15 protein-coding genes and 1 pseudogene are annotated in these 22,474 nt (G+C 57.9%); 7 read left to right on the top strand and 9 right to left on the bottom strand.

All coding sequences use genetic code 11. The features are described 5' to 3' along the window. Positions 1–96 precede the first annotated feature (96 nt). The 5 genes from GGD50_RS16355 to GGD50_RS16335 all read left to right on the top strand — a co-directional run bounded on the left by GGD50_RS16355 (position 97) and on the right by GGD50_RS16335 (position 6,779). Complete coding sequence (locus GGD50_RS16355) at positions 97–1,221, top strand: NADH:flavin oxidoreductase/NADH oxidase (RefSeq protein WP_183938404.1); 1,125 nt, start codon at positions 97–99, stop codon at positions 1,219–1,221. A gap of 93 nt (positions 1,222–1,314) precedes the next feature. Beyond that, positions 1,315–1,686, top strand: a complete 372-nt coding sequence (locus tag GGD50_RS16350) for a hypothetical protein (RefSeq protein WP_183938403.1) — start codon at positions 1,315–1,317, stop codon at positions 1,684–1,686. A gap of 298 nt (positions 1,687–1,984) precedes the next feature. Further along, positions 1,985–3,184, top strand: a complete 1,200-nt coding sequence (locus GGD50_RS16345) for an MFS transporter (protein ID WP_183938402.1) — start codon at positions 1,985–1,987, stop codon at positions 3,182–3,184. 527 nt (positions 3,185–3,711) lie between these two features. Next, positions 3,712–5,595: an MFS transporter gene (locus GGD50_RS16340; RefSeq protein ID WP_183938401.1), complete on the top strand. Its 1,884-nt coding sequence runs from the start codon at positions 3,712–3,714 to the stop codon at positions 5,593–5,595. Between the two features lie 89 nt (positions 5,596–5,684). Continuing rightward, the gene (locus GGD50_RS16335) at positions 5,685–6,779 is read left to right on the top strand and encodes an LLM class flavin-dependent oxidoreductase (RefSeq protein WP_183938400.1); all 1,095 of its coding nucleotides are present in this window, start codon (positions 5,685–5,687) and stop codon (positions 6,777–6,779) included. A gap of 71 nt (positions 6,780–6,850) precedes the next feature. On the opposite strand, the gene pepT is transcribed toward GGD50_RS16335, so the two are convergent. The 4 genes from pepT to GGD50_RS16315 form a co-directional block, all read right to left on the bottom strand. Then, positions 6,851–8,083, bottom strand: a complete 1,233-nt coding sequence (pepT, locus tag GGD50_RS16330; RefSeq protein WP_183938399.1) for a peptidase T — start codon at positions 8,081–8,083, stop codon at positions 6,851–6,853. Between the two features lie 357 nt (positions 8,084–8,440). Then, positions 8,441–8,959: a DUF992 domain-containing protein gene (locus tag GGD50_RS16325; protein WP_183938398.1), complete on the bottom strand. Its 519-nt coding sequence runs from the start codon at positions 8,957–8,959 to the stop codon at positions 8,441–8,443. A 246-nt stretch (positions 8,960–9,205) separates the two neighbouring features. Next, positions 9,206–10,468, bottom strand: coding sequence for an adenylate/guanylate cyclase domain-containing protein (locus GGD50_RS16320; protein WP_183938397.1), 1,263 nt, complete (start codon positions 10,466–10,468; stop codon positions 9,206–9,208). Positions 10,469–10,721: 253 nt separating this feature from the next. Beyond that, a complete protein-coding gene (locus GGD50_RS16315) occupies positions 10,722–12,827 on the bottom strand; it encodes a putative bifunctional diguanylate cyclase/phosphodiesterase (protein WP_183938396.1) in 2,106 nt (701 codons plus the stop codon). Between the two features lie 326 nt (positions 12,828–13,153). On the opposite strand from GGD50_RS16315, the gene GGD50_RS16310 reads away from it, so the two are divergent. Then, positions 13,154–14,320 (top strand): M20 aminoacylase family protein, encoded by a 1,167-nt coding sequence (locus GGD50_RS16310; protein WP_183938395.1) that lies wholly within the window; start codon positions 13,154–13,156, stop codon positions 14,318–14,320. A gap of 40 nt (positions 14,321–14,360) precedes the next feature. Here GGD50_RS16310 and GGD50_RS16305 read toward each other — a convergent pair whose 3' ends face one another. Both GGD50_RS16305 and GGD50_RS16300 read right to left on the bottom strand, forming a co-directional pair. After that, on the bottom strand, positions 14,361–15,461 hold the full coding sequence (locus tag GGD50_RS16305; RefSeq protein WP_183938394.1) for a heparin lyase I family protein: 1,101 nt from the start codon (positions 15,459–15,461) through the stop codon (positions 14,361–14,363). A 178-nt stretch (positions 15,462–15,639) separates the two neighbouring features. After that, positions 15,640–16,548, bottom strand: coding sequence for a GGDEF domain-containing protein (locus tag GGD50_RS16300; protein ID WP_183938393.1), 909 nt, complete (start codon positions 16,546–16,548; stop codon positions 15,640–15,642). Positions 16,549–17,042: 494 nt separating this feature from the next. Between GGD50_RS16300 and GGD50_RS33510 the strand changes: the two are divergent. Then, positions 17,043–17,615, top strand: a pseudogene (locus tag GGD50_RS33510) (IS66 family transposase); the annotation flags it as partial. Positions 17,616–18,290: 675 nt separating this feature from the next. On the opposite strand, the gene repC reads toward GGD50_RS33510, so the two are convergent. The 3 genes from repC to repA form a co-directional block, all read right to left on the bottom strand. Continuing rightward, the gene (gene repC, locus GGD50_RS16290) at positions 18,291–19,601 is read right to left on the bottom strand and encodes a plasmid replication protein RepC (RefSeq protein ID WP_183938392.1); all 1,311 of its coding nucleotides are present in this window, start codon (positions 19,599–19,601) and stop codon (positions 18,291–18,293) included. A gap of 383 nt (positions 19,602–19,984) precedes the next feature. Then, the gene (gene repB / locus GGD50_RS16285) at positions 19,985–21,013 is read right to left on the bottom strand and encodes a plasmid partitioning protein RepB (RefSeq protein ID WP_183938391.1); all 1,029 of its coding nucleotides are present in this window, start codon (positions 21,011–21,013) and stop codon (positions 19,985–19,987) included. Continuing rightward, positions 21,010–22,233, bottom strand: a complete 1,224-nt coding sequence (gene repA / locus GGD50_RS16280) for a plasmid partitioning protein RepA (RefSeq protein ID WP_183938390.1) — start codon at positions 22,231–22,233, stop codon at positions 21,010–21,012. Before repA ends, repB begins: the two co-directional genes overlap by 4 nt. Positions 22,234–22,474 lie beyond the last annotated feature (241 nt).

Here is a 22,474-nt window from a genome sequence, read left to right as displayed (position 1 = left end):
TCTGACCGGCAACGAACGGTCGGTGGAGAATGTTGAGAAGAGCCTATTTTTCCACGTAACCATGTGGACGCGCTCCACCGCACAAAGGACACTGTCATGGCCCAACCCGCCCTTTTCACGCCGTTTCGCGTTCGCAATCTCGACTTGGCCAACCGCATCGTCATTGCGCCCATGTGCCAATATTCGGCTGAGGATGGATGCATGAACGATTGGCATCTCATTCATCTCGGCCAGCTTGCCCTCTCGGGAGCGGCCTTGCTGACCATCGAAGCAACCGCCGTTCTTCCCGAAGGCCGCATCAGTTGGGCGGATGTCGGGCTGTGGAATGATGAAACAGAAGCGGCCATGCGCAGGACGCTTGAGGGCATCCGGCGGTGGTCGGACATGCCGCTCGGAATTCAATTGAGCCATGCCGGCCGCAAGGCGTCGACCGAAGTCCCCTGGCTCGGAGGCGCGCAGATCGCTCCGGGCACGCCGCATGGCTGGCAGACGGAGGCGCCCTCCGCCATTCCCTTTACCGAGGGGCGCGTTCCGCCGACTGCATTGGATCGTGACGGGTTGCAGCGGATTCGCGATGCCTTCGCGGCCTCGGCCGTCCGCGCAGGTCGACTTGGCCTCGACTTCATCCAGCTTCACGGAGCCCACGGCTATCTCCTGCACCAGTTTCTCTCGCCGCTTTCGAACCGGCGAGAGGACGAATATGGCGGCTCACTGGAGAACCGGATGCGGTTTCCGCTGGAGGTGTTCGATGCGGTGCGCGCCGCCTTCCCCTCCGATAAAGCGCTCACCATGCGGGTCTCGGGTACGGATTGGGTCGAAGGCGGCTTGACCCCCGATGAGATCGTTGCCTTCGCCAAGGAGCTCGATGCCCGCGGCTGCGACGCGATTCACGTCTCCAGTGGCGGCCTTCACCCGGCGCAGCAGATTCCGATCGGGCCGAGCTATCAGGTGCCGCTTGCCCGCGCCGTCAAGGCTGCCGTTCGCATGCCGGTGGTCGCCGTCGGGCTGATCACCGAGCCGACGCAGGCAGAAGCGATCGTCTCGACCGGGGATGCCGACATGATCGCGCTGGCGCGCGCCATTCTCTACGATCCCCGTTGGCCATGGCACGCAGCGGCCGAATTGGGAGCTCAGGTGCGGGCGCCCAATCAATATCTCCGCAGTCAGCCGCGTCAATTCAAGGACCTGTTCGAGCTGGGCGGTACCGCCACCCGCGCGTAACGAGGGGCATCCAGTCTTCTCATCACGGCCGCAGCGGGAACTGCGCACTGTCGCCGTCGTTATGCCATCAGGCTATAGCGACGGAGAAACACCATGGAAATCGCAGGACGACCCGGTTCGCATGCGCTCAGCGCATTTTTTGACGACGAGGCCGACGCCGAAAAGGCATCCGAAGAACTCATAGAGGCCGGCATACCGAAAGATGCCATCACCATGACGCCCGGAAACCGGCCCGATGTACCGCCAATCGATCATATCGGCTTTATCGACGCCCTGACCGGGTTCTTCTTTACGGAAGAGCAACGCAAGAACTACGCGGAGGCGCTTCGACGCGGTGGCGTCCTGCTGACCGTGCAGGAAGTGAACAAGGAGCAGCACGACGCTGCGCTGAATATCCTGGCTGAAAGGGGAAGCATCGATATGGATGAGCGCGTGGAGGAGTGGCGGCGCGAGAATTGGAAATAGGTGGCTTCGCGACGCGGACAAGCGAAGACCGCAGTTCATAATATCTGCGAAATCGAAATCATCGATGCTGCCGACCGAGAGGTCTAGGGGCACCGCGAGGCCAATTCGCGCTTATTCGGCGGCCATGCTCTTATATGAATTGATCTGCGATCACCCCAGTCGCATGCTCAAGAATAAAAATGAAAGGAGCATGTCGAAATCGCGCCGGTTCGAGCGTCTTAAGGGAATGGACGGCCACGGACGAGGGCCGTCCATGCCGCACTAAGATCGATCGCACAAATAGAGGGGTTAAGCGGATATGAACGTTTCCTATCGTTGGGTCATCGTGGCCGCCGGCGCGCTGATGACCTGTGTTGCGCTTGGCGCGATGTTTTCACTGGCTATCTTTCAAATGCCGATCGCTACGGCCACCAATTGGTCGCATGCGGGCATTGCGAGCGCGATGACGCTCAATTTTCTGGTGATGGGTCTCGGTGGTTTCCTGTGGGGCGCGGCAAGCGACCGCTTCGGGCCTCGCATCGTCGTGTTGACAGGCGCAGTCCTGTTGGGCCTTGCGCTTGTGCTGGCGAGCCGCGCCGGATCGCTCCTCGAATTTCAATTGACCTATGGCATTCTCGTGGGCCTCGCCGCCAGCGCATTCTTCGCACCGATGATCGCGGCCACCACCGCATGGTTCGAGGAAAACCGCAGCCTCGCCGTTTCGCTGGTCTCCGCTGGCATGGGCGTTGCGCCGATGACGATTTCGCCATTCGCCCGCTGGCTGATTTCGACCTATGACTGGCAGACCGCCATGATGCTCATCGGTTGTCTCGCCTGGATACTGCTGGTGCCGGCGGCACTGCTTGTGCGACGCCCGCCGGTTGCTGCGGGTGGTTCGGCTGCCGATTCCGCGGCCGAAGGTCCCAGCGTACCGCTCGGGCAGATATTCCGATCGCCGCAATTTCTCGTTCTCGGAGGAACCTTCTTTGCCTGCTGCGCGGCGCATTCGGGGCCGATATTCCACATGGTAAGCTATGCGACGATCTGTGGCGTGGCACCGATGGCGGCCGTCAGCATCTACAGCGTCGAAGGGCTAGCAGGGCTCGGCGGCCGGCTCTTATATGGCACGCTTGCCGACAGGGTCGGCGTCAAGCCAGTCCTGGTCGCGGGTCTACTGGTGCAGGCGGCAGCTCTCGCGACCTATCTCCTCGTCAGCGAGCTTGACGAATTCTACGCGCTCGCGGTCATCTTCGGCAGCGCCTATGGCGGGGTCATGCCGCTTTATGCGGTGCTTGCACGCGAATATTTCGGCCCCCGCGTCATCGGCACCGTCTTCGGCGCGGCAACGATGCTGTCGAGCATTGGAATGGCGTTCGGTCCGCTGGTGGGCGGCTGGATCTTCGATACATTCGCGAACTATTCCTGGCTCTTCATCGGATCGTCCATGGTCGGCCTCGGTGCAGTCGCCATCGCGCTCGCCTTTCCGCCGTTACGGCGCGTCGGACTTCAACCGGCGTAGTCCGAACGCGGCGCCAACGCATGTGACTGAAACGATCACGGTCCCCATAGACATGAGATGGGGGCCGCATAGAGCCGTTCGCCGAATGGCAGGATCAACCTCGTTCTGGTCGAAAATGAAGAGGGCTGTCGGCTAGCTTCTTCAGGCAAAGGGGTATTCCGTCCAATTCGGATTTTTGTTTCGTCCAATCCGGATTTTAACGCCGTCCAATCCGGAATTGACGAAATGGATTTGCGGGCGATCTCGGCGATCCGAGGCTATCGCTTTTGCAGGAATACCTTACCCCTCCCACCGCCTTACACACAGTTTTAGACGGTGGAGGCAAGTTGTTGGCATTGCATTTTTCAATTTTTGGTCAACACTTCTCTCGTGCATCAGGTGCGTGACCTCTGGGGGGAGGAAATCCGGGGGCGTTCACCGGCGCTTGGCTTGCCGTCGATCGACCGAAAAACCAAGCGTAATGCCAACATGGGAGGATATGCACGGTTCTGGCGTCCATATCCTTGGTGCAACTGGGAGGAATAAGAATGGCAACCACTGCTGTGGGTGAAGCTTCTGGTCGGGGTATGACCAGGGAAGAGAAGAAGGTGATCTTTGCATCTTCGCTCGGAACTGTTTTCGAATGGTATGATTTCTATCTCTATGGTTCTCTGGCCACATTCATCGGTGCGGCCTTTTTCAGCGATTATCCGGAGGCAACCCGCAATATTTTCGCGCTGCTCGCTTTTGCGGCAGGCTTTCTCGTCCGGCCGTTCGGCGCGCTGGTCTTTGGACGGATCGGCGATCTCGTCGGCCGCAAATATACGTTTCTAGTCACGATCACGATCATGGGCCTGTCGACCTTCCTGGTCGGCGTCCTGCCGGGTTCGGCCAGTTGGGGCATCATTGCCCCGATCATTCTGATCGGATTGCGCCTGTTGCAGGGCCTGGCACTCGGCGGGGAATATGGCGGCGCCGCCACCTATGTCGCCGAACATGCGCCCAACGACCGGCGCGGCTATTACACATCCTGGATTCAGACGACGGCGACGCTCGGGCTCTTCCTGTCGCTCATCGTCATTCTGGTGGTGCAGAATTGGCTTGGCAAAGGCGCCTTTGCCGATTGGGGCTGGCGTGTCCCCTTCGTCCTGTCCTGCGTCCTTCTCGGCATTTCCGTTTGGATTCGGCTATCGCTCAGTGAATCCCCGGCCTTCCAAAAGATGAAGGAAGAGGGCAAGGGCTCCAAAGCACCGCTGTCGGAAGCTTTCGGACAGTGGAAGAACGCCAGGATCGCTCTGCTCGCACTTTTCGGCCTCACGGCCGGCCAGGCCGTCGTCTGGTATGCGGGCCAGTTCTATTCGCTGTTCTTCCTGCAGAACGTGCTGAAGGTCGATGGCCAATCGGTCAATATCATGATCGCCATAGCCCTCGTGATCGGCAGCGGCTTCTTCGTCGTGTTCGGCTGGCTATCCGACAAGATCGGCCGCAAGCCGATCATCATGGCGGGCCTTGCCTTGGCGATCCTGACCTATTTCCCGCTGTTCAACGCATTGACCCGCGCGGCAAACCCGGCTCTCGCCCAGGCAGAGCAGACGATCCGCGCCACCGTCACCGCAGCGCCCGGCGATTGCACCTTCCAGTTCAACCCGGTCGGAACGGCGAAATTCAACAGATCCTGCGATATCGCGACGTCATTCCTGTCGAAGAGCTCCGTCCCCTATGTCATCGTCGCTGGCCCGGCCGGCCAGCCGGCAACGGTAACGGTGGCCGATACGACGGTGACCTCATTCGATGCCGTCGCCGCGGGCGCGGACGCTGCGGCAAAGACCGCCACGTTCACACATGATCTGAACCTTGCTTTACAGAAGGCCGGCTTCCCGCTCGCCCGCGATCCGGCCAAGGTACCGGATGTCAAGCTGGATAGCTTCATTGCCGCAAACTCTGAACTCAACCTCAATGCCGCGACGATCCGTGCCGGGGAAAAGACAGTCACTCCGGTGGCCGATCTCGTCAAGGCGAAGCTGCTCACGGCGGAACAAGCGGCCGGGGCAACGGAAATGGCCGTCTACACCATACCGAACGGCGGTGCGTTTAAAATGGTCGCCGATCCCAATGCGGTAAACTGGCCGCTCACCATCGCCATTCTCACCATTCTCGTTATCTATGTGACCATGGTCTATGGTCCCATTGCCGCGATATTGGTCGAGATGTTTCCGACCCGTATCCGCTATACCGGCATGTCCTTGCCCTATCATATCGGCAACGGCTGGTTCGGCGGCCTGCTTCCGGCAACGGTCTTTGCGATGAGCGCTGCCAAGGGCGATATTTATTACGGCCTTTGGTATCCGATCGCGGTTGCGGCAATGAGCCTTGTCATTGGCCTTATCTTTATCCGCGACACCAAGGGCGTTGACCTCAACGCCATCCAATAGCAACGCAAACAAAGCCCGGCGCGAGACATCCCGCCGGGCTTTTTGTACCTGACGTTTGGTAATTTGCAGTCGCTGCCGGCGAGGGAAAAATGAACAAGACGCATCCGCTGAAGGGCCCGAACCGGCTGAAGCTTGGCGTGTTCTCCGCCAATGCCGATGGCGGGCTGGCGATCACCGATGTGCCGGAACGCTGGGCCGCCGGCTGGCAGGACAATCTGACTGCAGCCCAGATCGCCGATCGTGCGGGCCTCGAATTCTTTCTACCGATTGCCCGTTGGCGCGGCTTCGGCGGCAAAAACCGGGTGCGCGAATGGTCGTTCGAGACCTTCACCTGGGCGGCGGCGCTGGCGGCAGCGACCGAGAAGATCGGCCTGTTCATGACCGTGCATGTGCCGTTGGTGCATCCGCTCTATGGCGCCAAGTCGCTGGCGACCGTCGATCACATCAGCCAGGGCCGGGCCGGCCTCAACATCGTCTGTGGCTGGAACCCGAAAGAATTCGGCATGTTCGGCGTTCCCTTGGTCGAGAAGGGCTACGATCAGGCGGCAGAATGGCTGGAGATCGTCGAAAAGGTCTACGCCTCCGATGAACCCGTGGACTACGCCGGCACCTACTATACATTGAAGGAAGCCGTCAGCCGTCCGGCGAGCCTGCAGACACCGCGGCCGGTGACGATGAACGCAGCTTTCGGTGGCCCGGGCCGCGACTTTGCGGCAGCAAACTGCGACTATCTTTTCACCACCTTTACCGAGATCGCCGATGCCGGGAAACACGTCATCGACATAGCTGAACGGGCGGAAAAGCAAGGCAGGGATGTCGGCGTCTACACCGTCTGCCATGTGGTTTGCCGCGAGACCCAGCAGGAGGCGGAGGACTATTACACCCGCTACGCCGTCATCATGGCCGATCACGCCGCCGTCGATCAGCATATGGCCGGCAAGAAAGAGTTCTCGCAATCGCATGACAGGGATGCCTATGACCGCTACCGCCAGCGCTTTGCCGGTGGCGCCGGCAGCTATCCCCTGATTGGCACGCCGGAAAAAATCGTCGAGGACATGATCGCCATATCAGCCCAAGGCTATGCCGGCATCGCCCTATCCTTCGTCAACTACACGCAGGAACTACCCTATTTTTGCGATCGGGTCATCCCGCTTTTGAAAAAGGCGGGGCTTCGCGTCGAATGAAAAGGCGTCGTCATCGATATGACGACACCTGACGAGGACGAAACAGCGCCGCCATTGCGTTTGCTAGGCGCTTAAGCCCGCTCCGCCCAGATCTTTGCCAATTCGACAAGCGTCTTGACGCCCTTCTCCATATCCTGCCGGCTGACCCATTCGAGCGGCGAGTGAAAGGCATGGCCACCGGCGAAGATGTTGGCGCAGGGCAGGCCCATGAACGACAGCCGCGAACCATCGGTGCCGCCGCGGATGCTGCCGCGTACAGGGGTCATGCCAGCGCGCCGGACGGCCTCGATGGCGTTGTCGGCGATTTCCGGATGGCGGTCGAGAATGGACTTCATGTTGCGGTATTGCTGCTTGACGTTGAAGGAATAGGTGGAGCCGGGATAGCCCGTCATCACCTCTTTTACGATCGCCTCAAGCATGGTCTCCTTGCTGGCAAGACCGCCGTCGTCGAAGTCGCGGACGATAAAGCCGAGGGCTGCCTTTTCCATCGAACCGGTCACGCCGGTCGGGTGAACGAAGCCATCCCTGCCCTCTGTCGTCTCCGGCGCCATATCCTTCGGCAGTCGGCTGATGATGTCGCCGGCGATTTTGATGGCGTTCTCCATTTTGCCCTTGGCGAAACCGGGATGGATGGCCACACCTTGAATGGTGATTTCGACACCGTCGGCAGAAAAGGTTTCATCCTCGATATGGCCGGCCGTTTCGCCATCGACGGTGTAGGCAAACTCGGCGCCGAGCTTCGTCAGATCGACCTTGTCGACCCCTCGCCCGATTTCCTCGTCCGTCGTGAACAGGAGCTTGATCGCTCCATGTTTGATCTCCGGATTGTCGACGAGGAATTGCGCTGCCGTCATGATTTCCGCAAGGCCGGCCTTGTCATCGGCGCCGAGCAGCGTCGTGCCGTCTGACGTGATGATGTCGTTGCCGATCTGGTCGCGCAGGACCGGATTGTCGCTGACGCAAATGATCTGTTGCGGCTCGCCTGGGAGCTGGATGTCACCGCCACCATAATTTCGAAGGATTTGCGGTTTGACGTTCGTTCCGGTGAAGTCGGGCGCGGTATCCATATGCGAACAGAAGCAGATGACCGGGACCGGCCTATCGACATTGGAGGGAATGGTTGCGTAGACATAGCCGTGCTCATCGAGATGCGCGTCGGAAAGGCCGATCGCCAGCAATTCCTCGACCAGGATGCGGCCAAGATTCCTTTGTTTTTCCGTGGAGGGCTGCGTCGATGACTTGGGATCCGATTGGGTGTCGACAACGACATAACGAAGGAAGCGGTCGGTAACGGTATCAGTCATGAGCTTTGGGTCCAATGTGCCTATCGGCGATAACTCAGCTATAGCCCCCGTAGGTTTGATCGTGAATGCATTTTCGTTCCGCTGAGGCGTTTTGTCGGTGCGGCAACCCGGTTTTGCGCGCCCGGTCCTCAATACCATGATTAGCCGGCTCAATTAATTGAGCCTAATCGTCCCGCATCCGTCGGCATCCAGGACTCTGCTTTTGCGCGTGCTCTCCCGCAGGGGCGGTACGGAATGCGATTGCTGCGTGACGGCCACGCTTCGAAACCTGCGGCCATCATTTATCCTGTAAATCATGTCCCGGACGTATCCTCCTCGAGAAGGAGCATACGCCCAGGGCGAAAATAGCAGTGGAGATTATTCTACCGTGCTCAGCGTCACCGACGTACCGGTAGCGGCGACATTGAGCCCGAGCTGGCCGGTCACGCTGATTAACTGGAGATGGACGGAGCCGGAGGAGCCGCCGAGAAGGACGTTGGCGCCGACGCCCGCACCAAGGGTCGCTTCGGCGGTAACGCCCGTATAAAGGCCGCTCAGCGCACCATGATGATAGCCGGCTGTGGGAGCAAAGACGAGCCAGACAAGGCGGCTGCGGGTCGTGAAGCCGAGATCGACGCCCAATTTTCTGATCGCACCGCTATAATGGTCTATACGCTCTCTTCCGACGGTCGAGCGGAAAACACAATCGGCTTCCTTGGCGGATCCGAGCACATAGCCGACACCGCCGCCGATGTCGCATGTGAGATAGCCGATCTTCACGCCGTTGCGCTCGTCCGGCTCCCGGTAGGTGGTCTGCAGGTCGGCCGCGTGCGCCGCCGCCGCACCCATGACGATCAATGATGCTGCTGAAAATGCCGTCGCGAGTAATTTTTTCATCTTTCTCTCCTGTCAGAGTATTCAGGGCGCAAGGCACCCCGCTCGTCGAGCCGTTGAGTCGGCTCTAACTAACGTCCGTCTTTGCAGAACGATCCCACAAAATTGAGGCGGCTATCGTAGTTATCCCATTCATAATATAAGCGATTACGAAAAAGACAAAAGCCCCAGACGCTTCACGTTTTGCGATCCGCGTTATCACATCTCGACATGCGACAATCGGCTCGAGCAGGCGTCCTGGCCGCGATATTACGACCGGGCTTGATGGCGCGCTGAGCTGTTGCCATTCGTCGCGAAGGCAAAGACGTCGACTGGTTCGCCAAGTCCCTTGAGAGGGAAGGCACCGAGGCTTTCCATCTCGATTTCACAGCCCGCCATCTCGACGAAAGCCTTGGACAACAGCACAGGCCGCTTGACCTCCTTAGTCAGCGTCTCAAGCCGCGAAGCGACATTGACGGCCGGGCCGATAACGGTGAAATCGAGGCGGGTCCGCGAACCGATATTGCCGTACATCACATCGCCGACATGCACGCCGACGCCATAGCGCAGCACCTCGCGGCCTTGCCGGCTATTTTCTTCATTCAATGCGCCGACCGCAGCCTCCGCCTCGCTGATCGCCTGGAGAAGATTGGCGCAGGCCATCGGGTCGCTCAGCGGAAAAATCGCCAGCAATCCATCACCCATGAATTTGAGGATCTCGCCGCCATGCTTCTCGATCGGCTCCGACATCGCGTCGAAATAGCCATTCAGAAGATCGATGACGTCGTCGCGCGGCCACATGTCCGAAATCGTCGTGAAGTCGCGCAGGTCGCAGATGAGTATGGCCGCGCCGACGGTGGTGCCGCTGCCGCGGGTCGTGGCGCCCGCCAGGATCTGCTCGCTGGCATGCGGCCCGACATAGGTGCGCAGAAGCGTCCGGGCCAGGATGTTCTTCAGCCTGATCTCGCTTACCAGCGTCAGGGCCGGCAACAGGTCTTTCAGGAAGGTGACGTGCTCTTCGGTAAAGCCGCCCGGTATGTCGGCGGCGAAGGTGACGATATGGCGTTTGCCGAGCGTATGGTAGATCGGCCAGGCGATATAGTCGGTCAATCCCTCGGCATGCATTTCCTCGTAAAGCGAATAGGCCGGCCGATCGGCCTTATCCAGCTCTTCAAGGTTCTGCCGGACCTCGGTGGCACCATTGAAGATCTCGTTGATCGGGCTTGCCAGAAACTGCGGCGTCGTCTCGACGCCATAGCTGAAGGTGCTGATGTTCGCCTCCTTCAACCCCGTGCGCCAGAGGATTCGTGCGCCGAGCCACTGCGGGTGAAGCGTTCTGAAATGCATCGTCGCCCTTGCGACGGGGATGCCCGCGGCCCGCAGCCTCTCGCACAAATCCACGAGGATATTGTCGATGAAGCGTTGGTCGCGGGTGTCATGCATCAGCCAATCAAGGATATCACTCCGCCTTATCGGCCACATACCCTGGCTCTCGACATGCGAGCGGGCCGCCGCTTCCGGTGAAAATTGCATTATCCATACCCCACGAATAGCTGGTCTCTGTTGTCGCGCAACGATCCACGCCGAAGCGCGAATATACGCCGATTGTCATTTGCCGGGAACGACAATCGGCTTCAGCCGGCGATTTTATAAACCGCGGCGCGAAGGTATATCGCCTTCGCACGCGGCGTATTCGATGCAGATAAGATCGAGCTTGACGTTTGTTAAGAGCGAGATGGTTGGCCTGTGTGCCTGCTTTTCGCAATCTTGGCCGGAAGGCCTCTGGTCAGGCCGAACGAGCGGCAGCATGAACCGCCGGTTCCTGCGAACGTTTTGTCGTGGCCTTTCCTGCCAAAAACTCCGAGCGCGTCAGGCTGATTTGGCCGCTGGTGATGATCTGATGCAGAGGTACCGGGCGACCCAATAAATATCCCTGTGCTTCATCACAGCCTTCCGCGCTCAGAAGCGAAAGTTGGCCCTGTGTCTCGATGCCTTCGGCGAGCACTGGAATATCGAGGCTCTTGCCGAGAGCCAGCACAGCACGAATGATCGCCTTGGCCTGCGGACTGGATTCGATTTCGCTCATGAAGGAGCGATCGAGCTTGATCTTGTCGAAAGGGAAGGAGCGCAGCGTATCGAGCGACGAATACCCCGTCCCGAAATCGTCAAGAGCAATGCTGACGCCGAGCGCCTTGATCTGGCGGAGCATATGCAGTGCGCGCTCCCGATCGGCGAAGATGGTCGATTCCGTCAGTTCCAGTTCCAATCGATCGGCTGGCAGTCCCGTTTCAATCAGGATTTCGAGGACCAGCTTCGGCAGATCGGTGTGCGCGAATTGAACCGGAGAAAGATTGACAGCAACCTTGTAGGGAGGCTCCCAGGACGCCGCCCTGGAGCAGGCGGTTCGCAGCACCCATTCCCCCATTTGCTGGATCAGGCCATTTTCCTCTGCAAGCGGGATGAAGTCGCAAGGTGGGATGAAACCATGTTGCGCATGCTCCCAGCGAAGCAGAGCCTCATATCCGCAGACTTCGCCGGTCGAGATGGACGTCTGCACCTGGTAGTGAATATCCAACTGGTTGTTTTCGATTGCTTGCCGAAGCTCGCTTGCCAGAGTCCGGCGAGCCCTGACGGTTTCATCCATCGATTGCTCATAAAAGCAAACCGCTCGCGTGACGTCCGTCTTGGCGCGGTACATGGCGAGATCTGCGTTATTGATCAGAGCCTCTTTGCTGTCGGCATTATCGGGGTAGAGGGCAACGCCAAGGCTGGCTCCCGGGACGACCTCATAATCATCAACGCGAACGGGCTCGAAGAGAGCGGCTTCGAGACGCGCCAGAAAATCGGCAAGGCCGGCCTGGTGCCGCATGCGATAAATGGCGGCAAATTCATCGCCGCCGAGCCGGGAAGCGAACTCGCCATCACCCAGAAGGTTGCTCATGCGCCGCGCGAGGATCTTCAGCACCTCGTCGCCGGTGGCATGACCGCGAAGATCGTTGATCTCTTTGAAACGGTCGAGATCAATGCCAATCAGCGCAACCTGACCTCCTGTTTCGTCGGCAATGCGGAGTTCTTGATCGAGATGATCATTGAAACTCGCCCTGTTCGGCAGGTTCGTCAAATTATCATTCATGGCCATGTGCCGAAGTCGTTCATACGACTCTGCGCGCATGCTGTTATCTATGAGATAGCTGGCAAGCCCCGCGCCGACGATGATTAACGCAACCCCGGCAACGGCCAGTGCAAGCGCCTGCAGAGCTGCCGGATTCGAAAAAGTGCCGTCGATCAGCATTGGGGAAACACGGAACGCCGTCATTCCGGTGAAATGCATGCTGACGATCGCCAGAACGAGAACGCCCGTCGCACTATATTTATCGCTGCGAGAGACACGGCGCATCGCGAAATGCAGGGCCAAGCCGGAAAACACGACAGAGAGCAAGATCGACGCTACAAGGTAAGGCTTATCCCACGAAACGATGCCTTGCACGCGATAGGCCATCATGCCGGTATAGTGCATCGCGACAATCGCAAGGCCGACGACCGCGCCTCCGACGGCCGGTGCAATCTGCGTTAGGCTACTCGCCGCTACAACAAGGCCTAGTTGAACACCGACCATTGCGATCAATAGCGACATAATGGTCATGACCGGATCGAAGCCCACAGGCACATCCGGATAATAGGCCAGCATCGCTATGAAGTGCGTGCACCAGATCGCGGAACCGGCCGCGACCGTCGTCAGAAGATGCCATCCGATCCGCTGTACACCGGTCGTGCTGGCTGCTCGGTCGAATAGGCGGATGATAACCCAGGAGCCCGCGATGCATACAATTGCGGCAACGATCACCAGCCAGATATCATGTTTGCTGACTATACAGCCCAATACGGTCATCATCGCCTAACAGCTTTCGAGATACAAAGGTATGCTTAGCTTTATTCTCTAATTTCCGTTTCTTTAATTCTGGTGAAGATGAGGCAGCAATTAGGGGACGAGTGCACCTATGAGAACCGGTACCCTCCCTCAGTTTGAAATCATCATACCATTCAGGATCCCTGGCGGCACGTTCCGGTTCGCATCGCATTTCACCTCCGCTTCTCTGCCCGTCTGCAAAAGGTGACTGTACTCGTGTGCTGCTCATCGCTATCTCTGATGCAGATCAGCTCCGCCGGCACGGCGGCGATTTGAGCGCTAGTGCAAGACCCTTCTGAAGGAGACTATTTATGAACCCGTCCGAAGCATCGCGCGTCATAGCGGATGAGGCCAAGACCTGGCGTCGCGAGATACACCAACATCCTGAGCTGCTATTCGATCTGCCACGCACATCGGCGATGGTGGCGGAGAAGCTGAAGGCGTTTGGCTGCGACGAGGTGGTGACGGGGATGGCCAAGTCTGGGGTCGTGGCAGTGATCACGGGCAGCCGAGGCAGTGGCAAGACAATCGCGCTTCGCTGTGACATGGACGCTCTGCCGATGTCCGAACAGACGAATTTGCCCTATGCATCGAAGATACCGAATATGATGCATGCCTGCGGACATGACGGCCACACCGCCATTCTACTGGGCGCCGCCAAACGCTTTACCGCCGATCGCAATTTCGCGGGCAAGATCGTTCTGATCTTCCAGCCGGCGGAAGAGGGCGGCGGTGGCGGGCGCGTCATGCTGGAGGAGGGGCTGCTCGATCGTTTCGGCATCGATGAAGTCTACGGCATGCACAATCAGCCGGGGCTTGCCGTCGGTTCGTTCGCCATCCGCAGCGGCCCGATGATGGCTGCCGGTGATCGTTTCGTCATCACCATCAACGGACGAGGCGGTCATGCGGCCTCGCCGCATCTTGCCCGCGACCCCGTGCTCGTCGCGTCGCATGTCGTTGTCGCGCTCCAATCGATCGTCTCGCGCTTTACCGATCCGTTCGACCCTGTCGTCATCTCCGTCACCTTCATCAGCGGCGGCGATCGGAAAGCGCTGAACGTCATTCCTCCCGCAGTCGAAGTCGGCGGCACGGTCCGGACGATGTTGCCGGCGACGCGCCGGGCCGTCGAACAACGGTTTCGCGAAGTGGTGACGGGGACAGCGAAGCTCCATGACGCGCAGGCCGAAATCGACTGGCGTCCGGGATATCCGGTGACCGTCAACAATGCCGAGAAGACCGCGGTTGCGATCGCCGCAGCCAACAGCGTTGTGGGCACTGAGCGCGTCAATGGCAACTGGCCGATGACGATGGGCTCGGAGGACTTCTCCTATATGCTCGAAAAGCGGCCCGGTGCACTCATCTGGCTCGGCAATGGCGACAGCGCCGGTCTGCATAATCCGGCCTATGATTTCAATGACAATGCGATCGCTTACGGCATCGACTATTGGGCCGCCCTGGTTGCGCAGCAGCTATCGTAGCTGCTTCGATCGTCATTAACCTCTGGCAAAAGGGGCCGCCTCAATTCCGGGCGGTCTTGATCCTGATCCAGTCCAGCTCCAACGTATCCGAGGACGGTATGTAGTCGCGATACTGGCCGATCTTAAACTTGGTCATCGGCGGAGAGGATGGGTCGGGCTCATACCCGATCTTGCCGGTTACTCTGGCAATGAACCTGCCATCCTGGTGGATCTCGATGAAAGCCTTGCCATCACGGCCGGCCTGCACACGATAACGCATCTCGACCCATTTCCCCGCTGGCGTCGACAGGATCGGATCACGCCCATACTCCACGTTCAAATCGGGCGTACAACCCTTGCCGTCGCTGTCCTCCGGCCGGATGGATTGGCAATATTGCGGCGTTCCGTTTTTCCAGGCGAGATCGCTGCCCTTGGCGAGCGCAGAGGCGATCAGGCACCTGCACATATCATCTTGAACCGTGACATGCAGGATGCCGTCGTCATAGCGCTGGGCGAGGAACGGGCTTGGTGACCAGCCGGCAAACTCCCGACCATACTTGCCGTTGATGGGCTCCTGTTTCCATTGCGCCGTTATCCAGCGAATGGAATCCTTGTCGTTCAAAACCTCCTTCGGCATGCGAAAGCGGAAGGAATAGACGAGTGGCACATCGGATCTTCGAAAGAACGGTTTTTGCAAACGAAGCTCTTCGCGCTGAATGCATTCGTTCTCTTGGTTGGCTGCCTTGACCCGGCTCCAGGCGGCGTCGTTACAATAGCGATCGGGCTGGCCCGCCGTTGGCGCCCATATCGGTTTCGCTTTCGCAAAGAAATTCGTTCCGAGAAACTCCGGTCTGCTGACATCGGCCACGAAGTTGTATTGCGTAGTCACCGTCTCCTGCGGCACTTCGCAGGCGGGCTCACACTTCTTGCCGCCAAGTGAGGACTCGTTGACGGTGATTCCAGCAACATAATCCTTCTTCTCGGCTGGATTGGCGGAGAATGTTACCGGCGTATTTTTGTCGTCGATCTGGCAGGAACACCATTGCCTCTGATCTAACACCGGCAAGCTGAAATCACTGTAGAGAAGCTCGGCTGCCGAAGCACTGGATATCGCTGCGGCAAAAAGCGAAAGAAACACAGCAACAGGCGTCAAGCGCCGCATCTTCGTCCCCCAAGGCCACGTATTGCACCTTGGAAGAAGGTTTAAACACAGAATTTCGCCAATTGAAATGTAGCGAAAAGGACGAGCGCCCTGTCCCTTCGCGTTGCATCGTTGTCATGCTGCGGGCGGTTCAATCTATCGCCAAGAGACCAATTCGAGATGAACTCCTCGATCACCTTCAGGATTGATGCGAACATGTCTGCTGTCTTGGAGACAGCAAGGGGTCAAAGTCAAATTGAGGAGCATGGCCTGCCAAGCTGAAGCCAGCTTTGGTGTCATGTTTCACGGCATACATGCGCTGATCAGCGTGGCGCATCAGCTCGTGCAGCGAAGCGCCGTCACCCGGGAGGGCGACCACCGCGCCCATGCTGCATGTAACCCTGTGACCAGTGCTCTCCAATGCCGCGGTGAATCCCACATGCAACTGCTCCGTCACTTCCAGGGCGCACTCTGCCTTTGCCAGCTCCATCAGCACAGCGAATTCGTCGCCGCCCATCCGCCCGAAACAATCCTCCGAGCCTATTAGTGACTTCCCCTTTTCTGCAAGGCATTGCAGGAGCCGGTCTCCTGCTTGGTGTCCGAACTGATCATTAACGGCCTTGAAGCCATCGAGATCGAAATAGGCAAGTAGCAAAGACTGCTTGCGTGTCGTTGCCGATGCTAGCATTCCTTCAGCCTGACGTTGGAACTCCTGCCTGTTTAAAATTCCTGTCATCCAATCTCGCCGTGCAAGGAAGCGTTCCCGGTCGAAACTTTGCCGGAAGCGCGACACGACAGCAGCCACACATCCGAACTTGATAAGCTGCATTGCCAGCTCGACCATCGCGCTCGCGTCCAGATGACCGGAAGCTCTCAGTAAGGTTACAGTCGACAACATGATTTCCGCTACCGCGACGCCGATCGCAGTTTTGAAACCGAAACGCCAGCACGCAACGCAAATTGGCAGCATATAAAGCAGACCGACATTGTGGATGCCGCTGGCTTGGAAAAGCCAATCCAAGCTTGCGACACAGATTAAGCTGAGGATCAGCAGTCGCCAAGCAGCGACTGGCGTCAGGGAGTCGAGCCACTGTTCCGGAGAAAACAAAGGGGCCTCGATATGGCTACTCCTCTGGCTTCGATGGTCTTCCCGCAATGCTGTCAGCCCTCCGTACACACCGTCCCTCCGCATCGAGGTTAGTTTGGCATAGACGCTTTTAGCTCAAGACTGAACGTGTGCGCCGGTCACCGCGGCACCATGCCCTGGCCTACGTCCTTACAAGCTATCGGAGGAAATAGCTGAAAAGCCTTAATATTTAGGGAGCGCAACCTCTTTCCGCGAGCGGAATCGGTTGTTGCGGTTCGCTGGTCGCAGAAAGGGTGCTTCAATGAAATTCTGAACCAAAAGCGAGAGCCGCCAAATCTGCCCCTTTTACCTACGTGGGGCAAAATCGGTGGCAGCGTTTCAGTACACGAGCATAGAAGTGTGCATAACCGGGCCCGTTGAGGGACGCGGCTGAGGTCGGGGATTCCGGATCGGGGCAAATCACGATTCGAATCTGTCATGACGAAACGGCTCCCCTCCCCCGAGCATGCCGATACGCTGACGACGCCGGCCAGTTCCGCGTCGGCAATCACGCGCTGTGTTGGATCCACGCCGAACGTCTTCTGCAAAAGCTTATGCCGGCCACTGCCAAGGAGGAGCGATCCCTCGCACTTATTCGCGATCTCGTCTGGCGGTTTTACAAGGCGGTGAAGGCCTGGAAGTAGACGCCCTCACCGCATGCTGCTCCTGCCTTCCGACGACGGTTCGACCGGATCTTCGCCCTGCGCACATGAGGCACTGGATAAGCTGCTTGAGCGGCTGCATCGAAGGAAGAACGAGCTGCTCAAAGTGCTCGATCATCCCGAGATTCCGCTGCACACCAATGCATCCCAAAATGCTCTGCGGAGTTTTGTCACGAAGCGAAAGATCTCCGGCGGCACGATGAGCCCAGCGCAAACGTAGTTTGTCGCCCGGATGGCCGTGTTGCGGGCGACGTCATGCTTGGTCTTATGAAGACCTGCCAGGAGCTTGGGCTGTTCTTTTACCACTATCTCGGTGACCGGCTTGGTATCGTCAACGTCGGCCAACCGGTTCCGCCCCTGTCGGCGATCATTCTCGCTCGGGCTTGAGCACTTGGGGCCGCTTCGGCCCGGCTGCGCCACCACCGTTACCCAATCAACCGGCACCGCCACCAAATCTGCCCCACGTGCCCCTTTTACCCGGTGCGGATGCAAATTATCGCCTGGGCTAAATGCCTGTTAAATTTAAGCTAAGCTGCCAAACGGAAATAATCTAAGCTTTAGCTTCCGTCACTCGTTATTCCCCTTTTGGGGCTTATTTCGATCAACTTGGATGTTTGGGATGGAAGCGATCTCTAGCCGCGCAAAGCGCTGATTTGAGATCGATTTGACGAGAGGGAGGTTACTATAATAGCGCCCAAACGCAAAGTGAAATAGGTGACATAGCTGATCTTTTGGCGCCGGTGTGGTGCCGAACGGTATCTAAGCGGCGATCGCGAGGAGCCGAAGATCCTCTTTCCTTCGAGGGCTCGCGTTGGTTCATGTAAATGTCCTTTCCATATTCAAGCTTTGGCTCTCTCGACTGGTGGGAGAGGCGCACGGCGTCTTCGCCGATTGGTCTCAAACTCACCGCCCGATATCTTCATCGCATAATAGGCTCTCATGTCTCGTCATGCTTGGCTGTAGCGACGCTCTCTCCAGAGATCTGAGGACGCGCGGTTCCGAGATTGTTGGCAGAGACCATATTCAGCCGGATTTTTACTAGGATACGTGGGACGAGGTGTTTCATGCCGCATCTCGCCCTATCGAGCTGTGCGAGCGCGCCAAAGCCATCAACATTGGGCCAATGGCGAACTCACCACGTTGTGCCCTTTGTGTCAGGTTGCGGAGATAACCGCCTGCGGAATTGATATGCTCAGCCCTCTGCAGCATGCAGGCAATGACGGTTGCTGCATTTTGGGGCCCCATGATATCGCAAGCATCCTGGTAAGCGGACGGACTGATGCCCAACATCGTACGGATGACGGTTGCCGCTGCCATGAGGTCTCGCCAACTCTGGACCCTACCGCCGTAACCGTAGGACACGACTTCGGGGCAAGCCTGGATCACAAGATCGAGGGGGAAAGACTTCAGCGGTTGAACAGAAGGGATGATAGACCCTTCGGAGACGGTTAATCGACGTTTGTCGTCCATGGATGCGGAAGGGCGATATGAATCTTTCTCGCTGCTGGATCCATTGTCGGTGTGGTCTGGCATGAAGTCCTGAACCGGCTGCGTGCTGGTGGCTGGTTCAGATTCAAGAATGTTTTTAAGATCTGTATTCTGTATATGGCGCTCAGTTTGGGATTCTATGGCGCTTTGTTTTTGCGTTTCCAGCTGTTTTTCCAAACGGATAACGATTTCGCTGCGGAGCATCTCCAGTTCTTCGAGAACGCTGTCTAAATCGCGGATATGCGGCGCGCGCGGTATGGCTTCTACCATCGACTGGAATGTCGCCTGGATCATCATCCAGTCTCCCGGGGCCTGTTCCTGGAGCGCGGTCTCGATCAGCTTTGTGATGTCACGGCGGCAAATCGACAAACGCTCCTTGGTGATGCGCAAGCGCTGACGATCCGCAACGATGACTGCGGCGTGGGCAAAGATTTCATCGGCGCGTGCGATGAGAGACGCTACGCTGAAGCCGTAAGCCTCGTCGATTTCACCTGAGCGATCGCGCCGTGCATAGCGCTTGCCGTTCGGACTGTCTTTCCGGATCAACAATCCTGCCGCCACCAAAGCGGCGAGATGACGTCTGAGCGTCGCCGGAGCAATGCCATGCGCCCGCAAAGACAACTGCGCATTGGAGGGGAAAACCACCAGACCGTTTTCTTCCGATAGGGCATTTTCCGGATAAAAGCTCAGCAGCGCGTTTAAGACCGCAAGAGCGCGATCGGAAATTCCGTAAACATTTCTGGCTTCGCAAAGGGCGCGAAACAGTTTCCATTTGTCGATGGATTTCCCCGGCTCAATATCCTTGGCGTCATACTGATTTGACAACATGCCAAGTGTCATCGATCGCCGCCCAAACGGCGTCGTTATGAAATTCGTATTGTTCATATCTTCGCCTCTGATCGCAGGCAAAGCGAATACGGCCACCGAAACGACTTCGATGCATTGACAACTGATTCGGGGGGAGCTATTGATATCTTCGCTACAAGAATGCAAAGGCTCTCGAATGGTTCGCCGTTTGGGGGCCTTTTCTTTTTGCCGTCGCTTACCTTTCTCTCTTCGTTTCAGTCATGGTTTCCCGGCGTTTGGCCGAGTTATTTCCGCTGGTTAGCGGATACCAAACAGATCGAAGGTCGCGGCAAAAGAGCAATGATATCTTCGCTACAAGAATACAAAGGCTCTCAAATGGTTCGCCGTGAGGGCTTCTTCCGTTGATAAGTTTTTCCAAGTCCGCGCGAACGCGTTGATAAAACCCTGTCAGTTGACAGGGTTTATGCATCATCCTGTTTGTCAGCCGCCTCGAACTTTGCGATTAGCGCCGGTATTTCACCTTCCAAGAAGGCTGCAAACCGGATGCCTCGCTTAGTCTCGGGCACAAGCTTAAGCTCCTTTTTCGTAATCTGAAGCCTTGCCAGGGACTTGCCGTGTCCATCACGAATATCGCGACCAGTCGAGCGGGCCGTGGGGGTTTTCAACATCCCCATGGCCTCGCTGAATCGCTCATTCGACATCAAGTGCAAAACCCTGTCAGATGACAGGGTTTCTCTGATTACCCTAAGTACATCAGGTCTGGCTTTTAACGACCCACCGAATTCGACCCATCGTGGGCGTCCGATTTTTGGCGCTCTGCCAATGGCCTCGATAACGTCGAGAGGGACGACACGATAGACGGATCGCATACGCGCGAGCTCGGCATCGTCTATCCCCAGCGCCGCATAAATGTCTTTTGGGCGGATGCCGGCTTCGTCCATGCGCCATGCAAAAAGCGCTCGTTCGATCCAGCTCAAATCCTGGCGCGCAGCATTCTCGATACCCTGAACGACAACAAGGTCTCGATCGGACATTTCCAAAATCAACGCCCTGACGGGACGCTGAAGCTCACGCGCGGCACGCAAACGGCGGTGCCCATAGATCACCTGATACCGGCCCGTCAACGTCGGATGAAGGCGCACCTGGATGGGAATCTTCTGCCCATCTTCCTCGATGCTCTTCTTGAATCCGGCAAACGATCCGTCATTGTCGTCAGGAAGCCGATCAGGAAAGGGCGAGGGATCGATCAAACTCGGATCGATCTCGGTCGAGCCCCCTGAGCCTGCCTCGAGCAAGGCAAGAAGCCGGTCGCGTTCGCCCCTAATGTCACTAATGGCCTTGTGGGCGGCGCCAATGACGCCGGCGCCCACGCGTGCAGGCGCCGAAGCAGGCGCCTGTTGTTCAGCGGGCTTCTGCGTATCGGCATTGATATCAGCTGCGAGCAGTCCAAAGCTCGCGGCTAGCGATGATCTTTTTGGGGACTTCGTCATCGCCGTCCCCAACTGCTTCTGATCAAGTCCAGGATGGCATCGTTGACTGCATCCATAGCATCGCGCGCACGGCGATGCGTATCGCGGCCGACCTGACCCATCTCCAATTCATACAGGCTTCGCTTGGCAAGCCCCGCGGCCTCAACGGCCGTGCTTTCAACCACCGTCGGCAATATGACATCGTCGCCGAAAAGATGACGAAGCATGGCCACGACCTGCGATTGTGGCTGGTCGTTCGGATCATGGCGGGTGATGAGGTAGCGGAAAAAATCCTGCTTCAACACAGCACCGCTTTCGCCGAGAACCTGGATGAGGTCGCCCATCATCAACAGGAACTGGCTCATCGACGATACGTCCAGCATTGCCGGGTGGACAGTGACGAGCATACCCGTCGAAGCGTGAATGGCGCCAAGCGTCAGAAAGCCGAGGGAAGGGGGCGTGTCGAGAATAACCACATCGTAACGATGCTTGACCTCGTCCAAGGCGAGTTTCAGCCGCTCGAAGAACATGCCTTCGCGGCTGCCCAATCGCTGCGCCAGAATGCGAGGCGTCTCGTGCTCGTATTCCATAACCTCGAGATTGCTCGGAATGAGATCGATGCCATCGAAGTAGGTCCGATGGATAATCTCTTTCATCGGACGGCGTTCGTCGTCATACCGCAAGGCGGCATAGATGGTCTCGTTGGCTTGCACGTCGATCTCGGGCTGGAAACCGAACATCGCAGAGAGTGAGGCTTGCGGATCGAGATCGATCGCGAGAACACGATAGCCGTGGAGTGCGAGATATTGTGCGAGGTGGACGCTGGTCGTCGTCTTGGCGCTACCGCCTTTGAAGTTCGCGACGGCGAGCACTTGAAGATGCTCATTGCCTTGCCGATAAGGCAGGAACCGCAGTGCATCCGAGGGCTTCTGCTCGGCGAACATAGTGCGCAACTGATTGATCTGCTGCAGCGTATAGGCGCGATGATTGTTTTCAAGCCGGCTCGGAACCGGCCCGCGGCCTTCATTGGACAATAGCTTCAGAGTCGAGTCGGGAATGGAGGTCAATTTGGAGACCTCATTCGTCATGAAATGTCGCAGGCTTTTTTCCGCCTTCGGCGGATACATGCGGGCCCGCAAAGCCTGGAGCTGGTTCGAAAGCATGCCGGCATGCCGGACGATCTTCGTCGCAGCATCCTCGGGAAAAGCATTCTCCTGCTCGGTTTGTTTTGTTAGCGCCATTTGTCCCTCTTGGCGGCCTACACTCGTTCTATCGGCCACCACCCGCTAACAAAGGACATGATTCTGTGTTTTCGTCCAGCAAAATCAGGTTAGCGCCATCTTAACGCCATTTCCCGGCTAAGAAACGAATCAGGATTTTCGCTGTGTTCTCGGCCTGTTAGACGCTCCGCCCGATGAAGCTGCCTTTTGGGTTAGAACTTTCGCACAGGTAGAGCCGCGTGCGTTCGAACGGCTCGAACTG

This window comes from Martinezella paranaensis (assembly GCF_014200235.1).
Lineage (GTDB): Bacteria > Pseudomonadota > Alphaproteobacteria > Rhizobiales > Rhizobiaceae > Rhizobium > Rhizobium paranaense.
The sequence above is the reverse complement of the archived record's forward strand: the minus strand, read 5'-3'. Positions and strand labels throughout refer to the sequence as shown.

What these genes read in the sequence shown, in the direction of transcription:
- GGD50_RS16355 (WP_183938404.1), top strand. Translation starts at nt 97, where the DNA reads ATGGCCCAACCCGCCCTTTTCACGCCGTTTCGCGTTCGCAATCTCGAC.
- GGD50_RS16350 (WP_183938403.1), top strand. Translation starts at nt 1,315, where the DNA reads ATGGAAATCGCAGGACGACCCGGTTCGCATGCGCTCAGCGCATTTTTT.
- GGD50_RS16345 (WP_183938402.1), top strand. Translation starts at nt 1,985, where the DNA reads ATGAACGTTTCCTATCGTTGGGTCATCGTGGCCGCCGGCGCGCTGATG.
- GGD50_RS16340 (WP_183938401.1), top strand. Translation starts at nt 3,712, where the DNA reads ATGGCAACCACTGCTGTGGGTGAAGCTTCTGGTCGGGGTATGACCAGG.
- GGD50_RS16335 (WP_183938400.1), top strand. Translation starts at nt 5,685, where the DNA reads ATGAACAAGACGCATCCGCTGAAGGGCCCGAACCGGCTGAAGCTTGGC.
- pepT (WP_183938399.1), bottom strand. Translation starts at nt 8,083, where the DNA reads ATGACTGATACCGTTACCGACCGCTTCCTTCGTTATGTCGTTGTCGAC.
- GGD50_RS16325 (WP_183938398.1), bottom strand. Translation starts at nt 8,959, where the DNA reads ATGAAAAAATTACTCGCGACGGCATTTTCAGCAGCATCATTGATCGTC.
- GGD50_RS16320 (WP_183938397.1), bottom strand. Translation starts at nt 10,468, where the DNA reads ATGCAATTTTCACCGGAAGCGGCGGCCCGCTCGCATGTCGAGAGCCAG.
- GGD50_RS16315 (WP_183938396.1), bottom strand. Translation starts at nt 12,827, where the DNA reads ATGATGACCGTATTGGGCTGTATAGTCAGCAAACATGATATCTGGCTG.
- GGD50_RS16310 (WP_183938395.1), top strand. Translation starts at nt 13,154, where the DNA reads ATGAACCCGTCCGAAGCATCGCGCGTCATAGCGGATGAGGCCAAGACC.
- GGD50_RS16305 (WP_183938394.1), bottom strand. Translation starts at nt 15,461, where the DNA reads ATGCGGCGCTTGACGCCTGTTGCTGTGTTTCTTTCGCTTTTTGCCGCA.
- repC (WP_183938392.1), bottom strand. Translation starts at nt 19,601, where the DNA reads ATGAACAATACGAATTTCATAACGACGCCGTTTGGGCGGCGATCGATG.
- repB (WP_183938391.1), bottom strand. Translation starts at nt 21,013, where the DNA reads ATGACGAAGTCCCCAAAAAGATCATCGCTAGCCGCGAGCTTTGGACTG.
- repA (WP_183938390.1), bottom strand. Translation starts at nt 22,233, where the DNA reads ATGGCGCTAACAAAACAAACCGAGCAGGAGAATGCTTTTCCCGAGGAT.